The sequence below is a fragment of the Paenibacillus sp. MT86 genome (genome assembly GCF_058792535.1).
This window is the reverse complement of sequence record NZ_CM179499.1, coordinates 2,990,982-3,007,925: the sequence shown is the minus strand read 5'-3', so window position 1 is coordinate 3,007,925 and position 16,944 is coordinate 2,990,982. Positions and strand designations below refer to the sequence as shown.

Sequence of the window (16,944 nt, the reverse complement as noted above, 5' to 3'; positions counted from 1 at the left end):
CAGCCTCAATCCGTCCTTCCGAAATTGAGACTGTTATGTTATTGAGGCACAAGAATCCGAATCTCATTCACCCGTATAATATCTAATCAAAGCCTGCGTGCCTTTATCCTCAAGCCCCTTCTCGGCCAGCTGGCTGTACAGCGATTCGGCTAGGGACAAGCCCGGCGTAACCAAGTTCATCGCCTTAGCGGATTCCAGCGCGATTCCCATATCCTTGATGAAATGCTTGATATAGAATCCCGGCTCCAGATTCCCGGCAATCATGCGCGGAGCCAAATTGCTAAGCGACCAGCTGCCCGCCGCTCCGCTCTCGATGCTCTTGAGCACGGTTTCGGGATCCAGCCCGGCGCTCTCCGCATAGGCCATCGCCTCGCAGACTCCCATCATGTTAGAGGCAATGGCGATCTGGTTGCACATCTTCGTATGCTGTCCGGCGCCGGCTTGCCCTTGATGGACGATATTGCTTCCCATCGTCGACAGCAGCGGCTGCACCGCCTTGACGTCTCCCTCTTCCCCGCCGATCATGATGGACAGCCTAGCCTCACGTGCCCCCACGTCACCGCCGGAGACCGGAGCATCCATGGCATGGAGCCCTTTCGACGAGGCGGCTTCATAAATGCGGCGGGCAAGCAGCGGACTGGACGTCGTCATATCGATCAGATATGCCCCTTCCCTGGCATGCGCCACCAGCCCGTCCGGGTTCAAATAGAGTTCCTCGACATCCTTCGGGTAGCCCACCATCGTAATGATTACGTCGCAGGCCTGCGCCAGCTTGGCCGGGGTATCGTGCCATACGGCGCCGTCCGCCACCAGCCGCTCCGCCTTGGAGGCGGTTCGCGTGTAAACGTGCAGCGGGTAGCCGGCTTTCCGGATATGCCCTGCCATGCTGTGGCCCATTACGCCCAAGCCGATAAACCCTACGGTCGTTTGATTCGGTGCAATTGTCATCATGTGATCCTCTCCTTTTATTCTATACAAGCCTGAGTCTGTAAAAGCAGTTCTCCTATCTTACCGACAGCCGATACTGCCTTGGAGACATCTGCAGGAACCGCTGAAAGGCCCGGTTCAGGTTTCGTTCGGAATAACCGACGATTTCAGCAATCTCCGTGACCGTGTAATCCGTATCCTTGAGCAGCTGTTTCGCCTTCTGCACTTTGAAGTTCATGACGTATTCAACAAAGGACATGCCCATTTCCTTCTTGAACAGCCGGCTGAGATACGATGGGCTCACCCCAACCAGCTCGGCACAGTCCGCCAGTGAATGAGCACCATCGGGATGACGGCAGATATGGTTGCATACCCGCTGAACGATCAGGCGGGTGGATCGGGTGCGCAGGTCATGGCTGATTTCCTGGTACAGCGGGAACAGCACGCCGATGAACCAGTCATGCATTTCGCGGGAGGTCTGGTTCTCCTTCAGCTGGTCGAACAGGTTACCCCCCAGCAGCTCCAGCACGCCGGGACCTTTCTCCTCCATCGATTGGACTATGGCCGAGAGCAGCACGTAATAGCTCTGGGAGGTCACGTTGTACGATTCCGACACCCGAATACGCCGGGAAAATTCATGAAGCGACGCCTCGGCCTGCGGAAGATCCCCGTTCCACAAATATTCGATCATCTCCGATTCGATATCCTTCGGATACATGAACACGGGATTACGCTCGATTCGGATCATGTCTTCATAAAACAGTACGGTTTCCGCATCATGGAACAGGCGATATTGCAGAGCAAGCTGCGCCTCCTTATAGGATTCTGCCGCCCGGGTCAATGTTCCAGTATTGCCGATGCCGATGGACGCGGAAAAAGAAAGATAGCGCGCCAGGGACTGGCTGACGGATTCCGCATAACATGCGAGGAGGTCGCGGAACTCCTGGGGGGAAGCCCCGGGCTCTCCCGGCCTCAGGATCGCCGCCGCTTCACGATCCTCCCGGTCCACCACGTAGCCCTCCAGCTGCCGGTTGTTTGCCAGCAGCTCGGACATGACGTTTTTGACCGCAAACACGATGACCGGACCTTCGTTAGGCAAGAATCGTTTTTTCACCGGATTCTCGACTTTCACCACCATCGTGGCATATGGTCCGCTCATCGGGATCTTGTGCTTAGCGCACCCCTCCTCCAGTGTGCCGGACCGCCATGAGCTTCCGGACAGCAGCAAACGCTGCAGAAACCGTTCCCGTAAATCCGGTTGAATTTTTCGAATGTAGCTGTTCAGGGATTCCGCCTGCTCGTTTAAGTAGCTGAGGGAGGAGCGGATGTATTCGATTTCATTCTCTTTGACGGAGCTCTCCACCCCGCTCCTGCCGTTTCTTCTCAAATGCTCCCCGTAACGAAGGAGCTGCTGAATCGGATTGTACGCGATTTTGGACGAGAACCAGGTGAGCAATACCGCGATCAGCATGAAGACGGTCACCGACATGACGATCAGGACGCGGATCCACCTCAATTGCTCGATCATCTCCCGCTCCGGCATCCGGGACACGTATAGACGGCCCATAGACGTCTTGTAAAAGGCGATCAGTTCCTTGCCGTCCTCCCCGGTCATGACGTCATGGCCGGACGTTTCCCCGTTCTCTACCAAAGATCCCAAAATGGGATCTTCATCCGCGGTTTTGCCGATCTCGCTGCGTCCATCCGTATGCAGCATGACCCGGCGATCGGAGTCCAGAATGGCCAGCGACTGCTCCTCCAGGGAAAGGGAATAATTGTTCAAAAGGCTGCGAAGCGATTCCTCTTTCACGTGTATGAGGATGGTGCCCCTCGGTTGGCCCTGCACCATAACGGGAAGATGGCGGACGTAAGAGACGTATCCGTTCTCCGACGACTTCGGGAGGTGCATCCACCTCGCTCCCCCTTCCCTCGCCAGGGCTTGCTCAATATCTTCTTTTCCCTTATACCCGTCCAGGTGGACCAGGCCATAGGAATGCGACAGCAGCAGCCGGTGCCGAACATCGTAAAACAGGATGTCTTCGATCAGGTTATTAGTATTTTTGTGCAGTTGAAACAGCTTGAGCATATCCAATTGCTGCATGTAGTCCGTCTCATATTCGGGATTTTCCAGCGCGCTGCGAATCAGCGGACCGCTGGCAAGCTGAAGCGATTCATGCTCGATGCTTGTTATGATATTTTCGACGCGGTCCTTTAGCTGCATCAAGGAAGCCATATTATTTTCCTGGAACTGGACCGTCAGCTTTTTCATGGAGAAATGGTAGTACGCGCTTCCTGCTAGGATCACCGGAATTACGGCCGACAGACATCCGAGCCAAATCAGACGCTTCAGATAGCGGTTCGCGGAGAACCAGCGGAGGAACGATGCCTGAATATGCTGCCAAAGAGACCTCACGATTTATCACCTCCGGTTCCCGCGGCAGGAACTGCCCTGCGGATCACTGTGCCATCCGCAACTCTCTACGGATGATCCTACACCTGTTATACTTCGTCCTCCCGCTTCCTCTATCCTTCAACAACAGCGTTAACGGTGGGATTCAGCGGAATCCGAATGCACTCCCAAACCTCCAGCCGCGGCAGGGTGAAGTTCAATTCGTCGTTCGCTGCGAATCCTTCTATACAGCCTCCGCCGATCAACATCTCCAGTTTAAAGCCGCTCCCTGTAGGCCATCTAGTCCCCGGTCTCAGCCGGACCTCGATGTCGTGCAGAGGCAGCGCCACTGCAAGCGGCCGGCGGCCGGCTCCGTTCACGAAGTGGAGCAGCAGATCACTGCCGCTTCGGAACAGGGTCGTCTGCAGTCCGGGATACGAAGTCGTTACAGACAGCAGCGGCCTCCCGTCAAGCAGGTGGTCAATCGCGTTAGCCAGAAGCATCCCATGCTCGGGCAGCCTGAATTCGCGGAGCAGTGCGCCCAGCGAGAACGCGAAGTACATGGCGCGGCCCGATCCCCACGAATGCTCCAAAGCCAGCGGCAGATCGGTGCGGGAAACGGGCAGCGAAGCCCGCTCCGGAGGAGCTCCCACGCTTTCCGGCGGAGAAAACGGCGGTACGAGCGTCGCCAGTACCCGAACCGCTTCACTGTGCGGCTGAACATAAGCGACATGGCCGCGGTGAGCGATCAGCGCCGTCGTATCCATTCCCTGCTGAAGCGGGTTGATCTCGCACGGCAGCTCCTGAAACCGCAAATAGGAGGCAATCAGGTATTCGCTTTTGAAGGCTTCCTCCGAAATGCCTAGCAGCTCATGGAGCGGCTTGACGCCGGCGTCGGCTGCAGCGGAAGGAAGTGCCCCTTCCGTTAGCAGTTGTCCCCCACCATGTACGTACGAACGCAAGTCGTGGATCAAGGACGGGGTATATTCCGTTCCTTCGGGAATCAATACAACGCGGTAGCGGTCCAACTCCCAATCCTTCCTGCTCTGGGGAAGCAGCACGTCAAACGGGATTTGCCGGTTGATCATCGTTTCGGCCCAGCTCTGCGCCTCGCCGCGCTCGTTCCAGAGCAGGGCGGTTTCCGCAGCCGATACGGCTCCGTCCATATAAGCATCCAGCTTGGCGGCATGATGATTCAGCTCGGCTACGGTTTTCATAATCCGCTTGTCTTCGATCGTATCGGGTATGCCCGTGACGGAGTGCCAGATCTGACCTCCGTTGGCCGGAATTTGAGCCAGCCAGAAGCGATATTCCGCTACCGGAAGCCCGGTATGGCGCCAATCCATGCCCGGGCAGGAATGCACGATGCCAAACGGAGCCGGCCTGCCCGGAACCGACCGCCCCACCTTGATGCTGAGAGCCGGCTTCCAGAATTCAGGGATCCGGGCATGGCCGAGCGAGAGTACGTCCTGCGGCTCCGTACACAGCATATCAGTGATCTGAACGCGCTTCGACAGATTGTCGCGGTGGAGGTTGTAGTATAGAATCATGGGCACCTCCGGCCTCTCCAGCTTGATCAGGTCATACATCGCTTCCATATTGTCATCGAAGCTTCTCGCCGCGAAATCCGGCTCCAGCTCCCGCGAGGAATCCGGCAATTCCTTGCCGTACTGCTCCGCGTATTTACGCCTGCATCGCTCGCATCGGCAGAACACATAACCGGGGTTATTAAAAAAAATGCCATCGATCGGATACCGCGACAACGCTTCGCGGAGCACAGGAGCGGCGACATCCGCATTGCGGTAGCCGCCGTTGATGCAGGTGGACATCAAGAGCGGCCACGGTCCGGGCCGTTCAGCCCCGATGATCTCCGGGCGGCCGCCCTCCTTGCGGACGAACCATTCCGGCCTTCGGAGATACGCACTGTCATCCGCTTTGCTGAAGTCGAACCTGGCGATAAAGCGAAGGTCCTCACGGTGACAGGCCGTGATCAGTTCCCCGAGCAAATCGCGCCCCTCAGGGAGATATCCGTTCACGGTATGGTATGGAACCTGCGTGTCATACCAGGCATATATGCCGCCTGTATTGAAGACCATCGCATTCGCCCCCATCTCCTTCAGCTGCGCGGCAAGCTGGGGTGGGTCGATGCAGGCGGTATCCTGGACCTGCATATTGGGCTGTATGACGCGCAGCGGCTTGTGCCACCAGAAGCGTTCCTCATTAACCTTCGTCATTGCCTTACCTCCTTCTCATTTCAAACTGGCAACAAACGGGCGATTCGCAAGGCGGAGACAGCCGGTTTGAACAGAGGCTTCAACGATGCTGTCTCCTCCCGTTCTTCAACATATTCGCTCCAGAATGCGAGACCGCCCGAGCCGACTGTCCGTTACTCCCCGTTGAACTGCTTGTATGCTTCGGCCATTTGTTGGTACGCTTCCTGAATGTCCGGCTGGTTGTTCAGCTGATCAACGTATGCGCGGAACTCCTCCATTGGAATATGCCCGACGATCGCCTTTGTCACCATGGAAGCATATTCGTCGCTGTATTTAGGCCATGTGCTGCGCCAGCCCTCGGACGTGATGACGCGATAGTGGTCGATTTTTCCGATCTCGTCGTAATTTTCCACCTCTTTGATTTTGGCATCGTTAAAGGCTTTATCGCCGGAAGCGCTGATCACCTTGCCCCACTTGGCATAAGCCAGTACGCCCGCTCCCTTGCTCGTCGTATTGACTTCTTTGACCCCTTGTTCCGTCAGCACCTTCTGCCCGTCCTTTTCGGTGTAATGGACGCCTTCAATGCCGTAATAGGCAAAATCGGTCATTTCCTGGGACGCCGTCTGGTCGAAATATTTGAGCAGCTGCTTCACCTTCTCCTCCGGCACCTTCTTGGAGATGTAGAACCCGCCGGCTACGCCGGTTTCCAGACCGACCGCATAATCCCCTTTCGGTCCCTTCAAGGTCACGTTCAGGATTTTGGCATCAGGCTGACCGGACTTCTTCATCGCCTGCTCCCATTCATGATCCCACCAGATCGGACGGCCATAGGAAGCGGCGCGGTTCGTCTTGAAGAGCTCCTCCGCCTGGCTTTCCTTCATGACCGCGTATTCCTTGGACATCAGGCCGTCCGCGTACAGTCCGCGCAGCCATTCCACCATCTCGACGTACTGAGGCGTAAGGGACGGGCTCATCAGCCCGCCATCATCGGTATAGGTCGGATTGTATACGCCGAAGCCGGCCTGGAATGATGCGGGCGGGTTATTGATATATAGGAGACCTACCGTATCCTTCTTCCCGTTGCCGTCCATATCGGCATCGACGATCTTCTTCAATGCTTCCTTGTATTCTTCGAAATCGGTCGGAACCTTGATGTTCAGCTTCTTCAGCCAGTCCTCGCGTATTTTCAGCCCGCCGTCGATCCGCGAACGGGACCGCGGCACCGCATAGATGCTTCCCTCGACCGACAGATATTTCAAGGCATCCGGGGCCAGGTTGTTTTTCAGATTCGGGTATTCGCTGAGATCCCCCAGGAACGGGGTCAAATCCCAAAACGCGCCGTTCTGGATAGCCGTAATCAGCGTAGGGCGGATCGGGTTCTGATAGGCCACGACTTCGGGCAGATCGCCGGAGGCCAGCAGCAAATCCAGCTTCGTGTCCAGATCCCCCGACGGCACCCATTCCACGTCCAGCTTGACGTTGGTGCGGCGCTCCCATTCCTTCCAATAGTCATTGTTCATGTCGGGGATCTCGTTATAGAGCCCGGCAAACTTTTTGATTGTCATCGGCTTGCCGTCATTGCCTTCTGCTTCCGATCCTCCGGCGTTCTGCGGTTTCTCGCCCGCCTGCCCCCCGCAGCCTGCCAGCATGACGACGGCCATGAGGGCAGCGAGCCAGGGCTTCCAGCTTCTATGCGAGCTCCCCTTCTTTGATGTGTTTTTCATGTAAACCCCTCCTTATGGATGCTCATCATCCATGTATTGTTCTTGAACAAAATCCTAACTCCTTCCCGTCATTCGCGGCGGGATAACGCTTTCAACCTAACCGATCGCATTTTGATCGCAATTCCGATGCGTAAGGGGATCGTTGCCGCATCCTTCCTCAACCTTTAATCGACCCGAGCATCACCCCTTTAGCAAAATGCTTTTGCAGAAATGGGTAAACAACCAAGATCGGTACCATCGCTAGTACAATTGAGGCCATCCGGATGGTCTCTTGCGGCACCACGTTTTCGTCGCTTGCCCCGGCCTGGGCCACCGCCACCGAATTGGAATCGATGACCAGCGTTTTAATCAACAGCTGAAGCGTCCACTTGCTGGAATCCGATAAGTAAATCAAGGCGTTAAAATAGGCGTTCCAATGCCCGACCGCAAAGAACAGGGTGAAGGTGGCGATCGCCGGCATCGACAGCGGGATTATCATTCGCAAAAAAACGCCCATATCCGAGCAGCCGTCCATTTTCGCGGAATCCTCCAATTCGGATGGAAGCGAATCCAAGAAGCTTTTGATAACAATCAAGCTCCAGGCGTTGGTCAGGCCCGGCCAGATCATGGACCAGTAGGAATTCAACAGGCCTAGTTCCTTGACCAGCAAGTAGTTGGGCACGATACCCGGGCTGAACACCAGCGTGAAGATGACGAGCCCCATTACCCAGCGATTCCCGGGCATGGACCGTTTCGTCAGCGCGTAGGCCATCGTAAAGGAAACGACGATGTTGAGCGCGGTACCGACGACCGTAATGAAAACGGTGCTTTTAAACGCATTCATAAAGCTGTTGGTCGATAGAATGTACTTGTAGGACTCCAAGGACCACTGCTCGGGAAACAAATAAAATTTAAGCGGAACATAGACCTCGGGATCCGTAAAGGAAACGCTGAACACGTATAGAAACGGAAACAAGCATGCGACCGAGAACAAGGTGATTAGACTGTAGTTGACCCAATCGAACAAGCTTAGCCCTTTTTTTCGGATAACGAAGCTCACGCGGAATTCCTCCTTTCGTTTAGCATAATGAGTATTCGGCAGACGCCTTTGGAGGCTTAATAAATGCCTTCATGGCCGAGACGCTTTACGATTTTGTCGGCGGCCACGATCAGGACGAGCCCCACCAGCCCCTTGAACATGCCGACCGTCACCCCTACGCTGATTTTCCCTTGAAGAATGCCGTGCGTGTAGGAGTACGTATCGAACACCTCCGCCACCGAGCGCACCAGCGGATTCATCATCAGCAAAATCTGCTCGAAGCCAGTGTCCGCCATGCTGCCCAGCCGAAGAATAAGCAAAATGATGATCGTTGGCCGGATGGCCGGAAGCGTGATATGCCAGATCTGGCGGAACCTGCCCGCCCCGTCCACGACGGCGGCTTCGTAGCGCTGGGGATCCACGCCCGCCATGGCCGCCAGGAAGATAATCGTTCCCCATCCGGCCTCCTTCCACATACTTTGCGCGGTCAGAAGTCCCCAGAAGTAATTGGGGTTGGACAGAAAGGAAACGGTATCCCTGCCGCTTTCGGCAATGAGTTTATTGACGATCCCCACGTCCGTCGACAACAGAAAGAACGTCATGCTGGCCACGACGACCCACGACAGGAAATGAGGCAGGTAAACTATGGACTGGTTCAGGCGCTTGAAGCTCTCATGCCGGATTTCATTCAGCATCAGGGCCAGCAGGATTGGGAGCGGAAAATGGAAGATCAGCGCGATCATATTGATCGCAAACGTGTTCCGCAACATAATATAGAAGTTGGAGCTCGAGAACAGATCCGCAAAGTGCTTAAATCCAGCCCATTCGCTTCCGGCAAAGCCAAGAAACGGATTGTAATCTTTGAAGGCCAGAAGCAGCCCCCACATCGGAGCGATTTTGAACAGCAAGAAGAAGAGTAGCCCGGGCAACAGCAGCAAATAAATGACGCGGTGCTTGACGATGCGGGACGCGAGACTGCCCGGGCGAAGCGTTAGGCCCGGCTTGATGACCCTGCCGGCCCCTTGGGCAGGTATAGCAGATTTAGGCTTTGGCATCGCTGGTGATCAGCTCCTTTCGATCGCCGACAGGCACGGCCTGAAGCCAAACTGCTTCATAACGGCCGATTTGCGGCAGCGTCACCGTCACGCGATCTTGCGAGGTTTCCACCTGCGCATCGGATTCGGCACGGAGCAGCCTGCCCTTCGCTACCGCGTTTCTTGGCAGCATCCACTTTTGCGGCCAAGACCCCGACGCATTCGCTACAGCGGTTTCGTCCACGCGGTCAACGGTCAGTTCCACCTGAACATCATATAACGGAAGCGGATTCATAAAAGTCGTCCCGTTATATCCGGAGAGATTCAGCACCTGAACCAGACATCCGCCCTCCTTCAAACGGTGAACGAACAACTCTAGACATGGGGGTGCGTTCGTAGTAGCCACCCGATTCGGCACGATGTCATGTAGAACGTCCGCCATTACCTGCCTGTAGTCCTCGAACCCGTGGCGATAGTAGAGCTCGCCAGGATTCCAAGGCATATACACGCCGGTTCGGACCGTTCCCTGCTTGCCGACCCGCCTGTGCAGCCCCAAACCGTAATCTGCTCCGATGCGGTGGCCGTAGGCACGCTCCGGGGGCCCGAACGTGGACGGTTCGATGAATGGCAATCGGCACTCGGTCGTATCCGGGTCAAAGGCAACGCGGGCAAAGCTTCCGCCCGCGACGATCCAGTCCCGGCCATGGGCAAATCCGGGGAAATGCGACTTGTCCGAAACGTCCAGGTAAGCGCCCGGCTCCGATTGTTTCACGCCGGCGAACGAGGCCGCGAACCATTCCTTAAGCAACTCCGGCTGCCGCTCCAGCGCGGTTCCCGTTGCGACCAGCACCGCGCCGGCATCCGCCGCCCGATGCAGCGCTCGCGCCGCCGCCACCGACAATCCCTGAACGCCGGGAAGAATAACCGCTCGCATATGCATTAGTTTGGACTCCATGGCCACCAGCTGTTCTTCCATCACCACGTCGAAGAGGACGTGCTCTTCCTTTAGCATTTTGAACATACCGTGATACTCCGCTGCTGCTTCGGGGGCCGCTGGCTTGACGAGCGCCGCTTCAGCCATGGAGCCGAGCTGTCCGAACAGCTCCTCGTGCTCCGCATGGTATCGGAAAATATCCTTTACCGTTTCGAAGCTTGCCCGGTCCGGGTATCCTTCGAATGCCCCGATGATACAGAAATCCAGCCCCGATCCGCTTCCGATGCTTTGATATAGACGGATCGCATTTTCATGCTCGGATACTCCTGTGAAACGGTAGGTCAGGTCGATGGCGTTAATGCTGCAGTTGCTAACCAGCTTGTCATCCCAGCTGTCTTGTATGGACGCAACATTCTCCGAGGCTGAATACAGCCAAGGCTGGCCGCTCCTTTTCAGCGACGTATTCGATTCCTTGCGGACGATATCGACCCGGTGTGGGTGATACGTGCTAATGGCCACATCGGACCGCAGCGACTTCACGAATCCGTGAATGCGCTCCAGCATTTCCCTTGACGTCCGTTCCTGGAAGGACCGGTACAGCTCGTGCATCGGATGTTCGGGACCGGTATACGCAAGCAAATCTTCGCCGGTTACTTCGCGAAACCGCAAGCGGCAGTTTGGGCAATAACAAGGACCATAGAAATTTCCGCTGTAATCCCAATGCTGGTAGCCGAACATATTGAAGAAAATCCCATCCACCGGATAACGCTCCAGCACTTCTTGAATGCTCTCCAGCGACTTCACCTGCTGATAGGCTCCATTCAGGCACGTATGAACGATGCCGTGATAATTGACCTCCCGCCCCTCCCGGTCCCGGTAAAACCATTCGGGATACCGCATCCACAACGATTCGTGCGCTTTACTGAAATCGAACCGTGCAATAAACCGCAATCCATTTGCATGAGCTTTTTCTACCGCTTCCCCCAGAAGGTCCTTGGTTAAATAAGGCGTTACATATTGATGCATAAGCGATGATGGATAGAACGCAAATATGCCTCCTGCATTCATCATGAGCACATTCGCTTGGAACGACTTGAGCTCGCGAATCAAAAGATCCACATCCATATCGGCGTCCGTCTCGCGAAGATTATTTTGAATCAATCGGAGACGGTTCGTTGACCACCATTTCATCCCCATTCCCTCCTTTGCTTGTGGTGTATGTCTACCATAATGAAGCTGAGGGCAGCAGAACAGGGACAATTCTTGCATGAGCACGTTAGGAAAAATATGTCCGATCCGGCATGGGGCGATATCCAGCCCGAGGTCCCTTATACCTGACAGAGCCGCAAGGTAAGAACAGGAGTTTATTGGTCATTTCTTGTTTGGCAGGAAAACTGCAAAAAATGTCCCGTTCCAACCTTCTCTTGTACGGCGGATTATGTCTGCATGATCGATCGAGTTTACGGTTAGGCATCCAAACGATGGGTATGTATTTTCTTTGTACTCGCAACAAAAAAACTCACCCTTGGGTGAGTTTTTTCAATCATGCGCGGGTAAGCGAGAATACGTCTCCGGCTACGATCATGCCAGATTGATGCCTCGGATCGCCTCCACGTTTACTTTCGGTTTACGGTCTTCCGTCAGCAAGCCGTTCACTTCCTGCTGCACGTCCGTAATTTGCGTATAACAGAACCCGCACACATAAGGCAAATTCTTGATCGCTTGTGTGATTCCTTCGTACCGCTCCAAGAATTCGTCCTCGCTGCGGACCTGATTGCCGTAGCCCCAGCCTTCTTCGCTCGTAAAAGCGATGCCGCCGTATTCGCTGATGATGACGGGCTGGCCCCGATAGCCATATCCCTGCGCGAATGGATAACGGTGTGTATTATGCGCGATTTTGTTGCCTAACAGCGCATCCTTGTCCCGATACCGCTCTTCCAGCATAGCGCCGATTTCTTCATAATCATGGAGCGTAATGATATCCGAAACCGTATGTTCCCAGCCGTCGTTCACGATCACCGGCCTCATCTGGTCGAAAGCCTTGGTCAGATGATAGATCGATTCCGTAAATTGCTGCTGCTTGCGGTTGGTCGATATATCGGAAATTCCCCAAGACTCGTTGAACGGCACCCAGGTGATAATGGAAGGATGGTTGTAATGCTGCCGGACGACGTCCATCCACTCTTGCGTGAACCGCTCGACCGCATCGTCCCCGAATTCGTAAGTCGACGGCATTTCCGACCATACCAACAATCCTTTGCGGTCACACCAATATAAATAACGGGGATCCTCCAGCTTCTGATGCTTGCGCACGCCGTTAAAGCCGAGCGCAAGCGTTTTGTCGATGTCTTCCAGCAGCGCTTCCTCCGACGGAGGCGTCAGATGCGTATCGCTCCAGTATCCTTGATCCAGCAGCAGCCGCTGATAAATCGGCGTATGGTTCAAGATGATTTGGTCCCCTGCGATCCGAATGCTCCGCATGCCGAAATAAGAATAGGCGGTGTCGATCGGCTTTCCATTTTGCTTCAGAATCATCTCGACGTCGTATAAATTCGGATGGTTCGGATGCCACGGCTTGACTTTCCATTCGCCCACGGCTTCGTTTACGACGCTCACATCGACCGTTACCGTACCGCGTTCCACGCTCGTTTCCGTCGAACGGATCAGCTTCCCGTCAAACCGGATGATGGTCTGGAGGGTTACCCCGTCGTAGCCGTGCGAGGCATTGCCCAGTTCATAGCCGAAATTCGCCGACCCGCGTTCCAGTTCCGGCGTTATCTTCACCCGGCTGATGTGAATCGGATTCACGTATTCCATCCACACGGTTTGCCATATTCCGGTCGTCTGCACGTACCAGCACCCGAAGTTGTCCTTCATCCATCGCTGCTTGCCGCGCGGCTGCGTACAGCTGTTGCCGTCCACGACTTGAACGGTAATCCTGTTCTCGCGTCCAAACTCGACTGCTTCCGTAATATCGAAGGAAAAGGCTGCGTATCCGCCTTCATGCACGCCGATTTTGCTGCCGTTGACCCATAGGGTCGCCGCGTAATCGACCGCTTGAAAATGTAAAATGATCCGTTTGCCTTCTGCCTCGGCAGGTACGGCTACACTACGTTCATACCATACGCAAGGATGAAATGTTTCATCCGCGATGCCGCTTGCTTTGGTCTCGTACGCAAAAGGCACCGTGATTTTACGGTCAGCTTGAAGGCGTTGGTACCACTTGGCGCTTTCTCCTTCTAGAGCATCGTCGAAGCGAAAATCCCATTCCCCGTTCAGATTTACCCATTCCTCGCGTACCAATTGCGGTCTGGGATAGTCCTTTATATATTTGTGCGAGCTTGACATTATGTTCCACTCTCCATCTTCTGTTAGTTTATCGTTTCTATTTGGTTCCTATGGATTCCACCGTTAAATCGCCAAGCCCGATCTGTTCAGCATGAACCGATCGAATGCCGACCCTCCCCTGCATGAAGGCCTGGGGATCGTCATACGTCAGGACAGGCTCTTCTCCATCCTCGACGAAGACGCGGATCGTCCCGTGAACTGCTTCGATGCGCAAGCTGACGGGCTTGTTCCGTTCCAGCTCAACTTTGATGCTTTGAAGCAGCTCGGAATCGTAATTATGTTTGTACAGTTCCAGTTTCGTGGCGGTGACCGCGAGGAAATATCCCATCAGCGAATCGCTCACTTGATCCCTGAAATCCGACTCGTTTGTCACCCGGAAGAGTACGCCCGCTTGACCGGACGGATCATCGCCCAGCGTTACGGTCGTCCGGATGCGGTAGTCGGACCAAAGGCGGCTGCCTCCATACATCTTGGCATCGGCGTCGGCTGCCCCGGCATAACTTCCGACGGTTTCGTTCCAACGGCCGTGAACATCCTCGGAACTTGCTTGTTCCAATAAACGTTCGATCTTGAATGCTTGATCATCGACCAGCTCGAATTCCATCGTTTTCCACTCCAGCTGCCCATTGTCCAATTGAATGGCGAGGCTATGTAATCCCTTTTCGAGCTTTAGGGATCCTACCCGAATTTTTACCCAGGGTTCGCTGCTGGCGTCATGGCTGCCGTCGATTTTATAGCTTCCGGCTTTTTGATCGTCAACGAGCAGCTTAAAGGCTGCCGGACCCGCGTCAGCCTTGACCGACAAGTCCAGCGCATAGGTGCCCGATTCCGAAACGTTTACTGCATAACGCAGCCAATCGCCTTTTTCCGTAAGCGCAGCCGAATAGCTGCCATCCTCCGCCTGCCGGATCGCCGTTCCGTCCGAATGACGCCATGCGGCGGTTTCCGACGGTTGACGAACCGCATACCCCCTGCCTTCGCCGCTAAGATAATGCACGGCTTCCACGCTGCCGGGAAGCGGCTTGGCCGTTTCGAAGTCACTGCTGCCGTCGGCTTGATTCGAGAATGCGGTATACGACAATCCCGGTACGCCGTTATCGTACCGATACCCGATACGGCCAGGTCCGAACGTTTCCGAAGATTCATCCAGCTTCACTACGCCGTCCAGGTAAACCCGAAGCCGCTCGTTCCCTCGTTCGATACGAATCGTGTGCAGCTTCGACCAATCCGTATCTTCCGGAAGCTCCGCGGTGGCGAGCACATTACGGTTGCCATCCTCCATCCTGCCCAAGGATAGTCGGTTTAGTTCCGGTTCGATTTCGGCGAACCCGAAACGGTTGGTCTCCTCATAGGCAAACAATGCGGCGACCCGCGTCTTTGACGGCACCAAATTATATTCCGCCGTATAGATGCGATCCGTGCTCTCCTTGGTGATGATTCGAGCGCCTCCTTCCGATTTCTCCGACTCCCACCGGCTCTCATCGATGGCGTCTGCGTCCAGCCGATCGGCAAAGACCGGCCCTCTCGGGATAGGCTGATCGTAATTCGTAGGACCCAGAATCTCCATCTTGTCTCCGTTGAATACCAGCCGGTCGATGTTCATGCGACGGACAGGCGGGCCTTCCTGGGATCTTCCCGTCAAGTTATGATAGACGAGATAATAGGAATCCAGATCGGGCCCCATCACCGTCGAGCTGTGGCCAAGCCCGTAAAAGTCCGGCTTAGTGCTGATGACGAGCGGATTGTTGGCCGGAATGCTGTACGGACCGAGCGGCGAATCATGCGATACGGCATAATGAATGCGGTAGCCTTTGCTGAATACATGATTCCCGGTATATGTCATGTAATAGGTACCGTTCCGCTTGATGATCATGGACCCTTCCGTCCAATGCCCCAGATAGGGCCCGGGAATCGTCTGACCGACGCCGAATTCGGCGGGTCCGTCCATCGGAACGCCGACAATGCCCGACGATCCAGCATGGGTAAACAGCCAGGAGCCGTCATCGTCGATAAAGACCGAGCCGTCGATGCTCATTCCGACATTCTCGGAGATTCTTTCGAACGGGCCTGTCGGCGATTCGCTTCGGAACACGTAATGTCCCCTTCCCGCCGGAGAAGTGTATAGATAGAACCACCCGTTCGAGTAAATCACTTCGGGGGCATAGGCTCCGGTCGATACGGGATCTTCCGTCACAAGCCCCGCATAGCTCCAATCGACCAGATTGTCCGACATCCAAGCCTTGATTCCCGTCCGATGATCCTTAGTGCTCACATACAGATAATAGCGGCCGTCATGCCGCAGCACATACGGATCCCCATTGCCGTAATCCTCCCATTCTTCCTCCAACGACGGAAAGGGATTGGCATACATTTCATTGTATATTTCCATATCGACCGCCTCCGGTTTCGTGGTTGTATCGCATCCCGACAATGCCAATCCGGCCGCTAAACCTAACGCTCCGATACAACATGCGATTTTTGACAGGCGCGGCATTCTTATCGCCATGCGCCTCACCCCTTGATTCCGCTGATTGCCATCGATTCGATAAAGTATCTTTGGCAGAAAAAGAACACGATGATCACCGGCACCATGGAAATGATGGCTGCGGCCATGATCATCGGATAATCCGACTGGCCGATGTACATCGCCTGCATGGAAGCGATCAGCACTTGAATCGTTTGCTTCTCGGGCGTATGCAGGTAAATCAGCGGGCCGAGGAAATCATTCCAGATGCCCATAAAGCCGAGAGCGGCTTGGGCAGCGAGCGCCGGCTTCATGATCGGCAGCGCGATTTTGAAGAAGATGCCCGGAAAGCTGCAGCCGTCGATCTTCGCCGCTTCGATCAATTCGGTCGGCATCGCGCTCTGCAAATATTGGCGTATGAAAAAGATGACGACGATGTTGCCGAACAGGCCGGGTACGATGAGCGGCAGCAAGGTGTCTACCCAATCCAGCCTGGAAAACCCGATATACTGCGGTATCATTACCACCGAATACGGAATCATCATCGTTCCGAGCAAGCCCATGAAGAGCATGCCTTTGTAAGGGAATTCGAATTTGCCGAATGCATAGGCCGACATTGCGGATACCAGCATTCCTATGGTCAGGACGATCACCACGATGATCAAGCTGTTCATGAATCCATGCAGCAAAGGCGACTCCAGCCAAACCTTCGCATAGTTGCCGAACGTAATCGGTTCGGGAATCCATTGCGGAGGAATTTCGAATACGTTTCGCCGATCCTTCAACGAAGTCGAGATGGTCCAGATGAACGGAGCGATCATAAAGATCGATCCGAAAAGCAGAAGCAGCAGCGACCAGAGGTCCGTCATTTTTTCCCGTTTCACAGATTTCCC

Annotated in this window: 10 protein-coding genes; all 10 read right to left on the bottom strand. The window is 55.0% G+C overall.

Features of this window, described 5'->3' with window-relative positions; genetic code table 11:
* Window positions 1–63: 63 nt before the first annotated feature.
* The 10 genes from AC3RCL_RS13285 to AC3RCL_RS13240 all read right to left on the bottom strand — a co-directional run bounded on the left by AC3RCL_RS13285 (window position 64) and on the right by AC3RCL_RS13240 (window position 16,935).
* The gene (locus tag AC3RCL_RS13285; RefSeq protein WP_492535689.1) at window positions 64–951 is read right to left on the bottom strand and encodes an NAD(P)-dependent oxidoreductase; all 888 of its coding nucleotides are present in this window, start codon (window positions 949–951) and stop codon (window positions 64–66) included.
* A 52-nt stretch (window positions 952–1,003) separates the two neighbouring features.
* Window positions 1,004–3,340, bottom strand: coding sequence for a helix-turn-helix domain-containing protein (locus AC3RCL_RS13280; RefSeq protein ID WP_492535687.1), 2,337 nt, complete (start codon window positions 3,338–3,340; stop codon window positions 1,004–1,006).
* Window positions 3,341–3,450: 110 nt separating this feature from the next.
* The gene (locus tag AC3RCL_RS13275) at window positions 3,451–5,550 is read right to left on the bottom strand and encodes a hypothetical protein (RefSeq protein ID WP_492535685.1); all 2,100 of its coding nucleotides are present in this window, start codon (window positions 5,548–5,550) and stop codon (window positions 3,451–3,453) included.
* Window positions 5,551–5,702: 152 nt separating this feature from the next.
* Window positions 5,703–7,253, bottom strand: coding sequence for an extracellular solute-binding protein (locus AC3RCL_RS13270; RefSeq protein ID WP_492535683.1), 1,551 nt, complete (start codon window positions 7,251–7,253; stop codon window positions 5,703–5,705).
* Window positions 7,254–7,410: 157 nt separating this feature from the next.
* Entirely contained in the window at window positions 7,411–8,292 is an 882-nt protein-coding gene (locus tag AC3RCL_RS13265) for a carbohydrate ABC transporter permease (protein WP_096774075.1), read from the bottom strand.
* Between the two features lie 56 nt (window positions 8,293–8,348).
* The gene (locus tag AC3RCL_RS13260) at window positions 8,349–9,326 is read right to left on the bottom strand and encodes an ABC transporter permease (RefSeq protein ID WP_096774076.1); all 978 of its coding nucleotides are present in this window, start codon (window positions 9,324–9,326) and stop codon (window positions 8,349–8,351) included.
* Window positions 9,313–11,430 carry a family 10 glycosylhydrolase gene (locus AC3RCL_RS13255; RefSeq protein WP_492535681.1) on the bottom strand — a complete coding sequence of 706 codons (2,118 nt, stop codon included), beginning with the start codon at window positions 11,428–11,430 and terminating at the stop codon, window positions 9,313–9,315. Before AC3RCL_RS13255 ends, AC3RCL_RS13260 begins: the two co-directional genes overlap by 14 nt.
* A gap of 390 nt (window positions 11,431–11,820) precedes the next feature.
* Window positions 11,821–13,587, bottom strand: coding sequence for a glycoside hydrolase family 2 protein (locus tag AC3RCL_RS13250; protein WP_492535679.1), 1,767 nt, complete (start codon window positions 13,585–13,587; stop codon window positions 11,821–11,823).
* A gap of 37 nt (window positions 13,588–13,624) precedes the next feature.
* Window positions 13,625–16,093: a family 43 glycosylhydrolase gene (locus AC3RCL_RS13245; RefSeq protein WP_492535677.1), complete on the bottom strand. Its 2,469-nt coding sequence runs from the start codon at window positions 16,091–16,093 to the stop codon at window positions 13,625–13,627.
* Between the two features lie 5 nt (window positions 16,094–16,098).
* Window positions 16,099–16,935, bottom strand: a complete 837-nt coding sequence (locus AC3RCL_RS13240) for a carbohydrate ABC transporter permease (RefSeq protein ID WP_015735774.1) — start codon at window positions 16,933–16,935, stop codon at window positions 16,099–16,101.
* Between the last annotated feature and the right edge of the window lie 9 nt (window positions 16,936–16,944).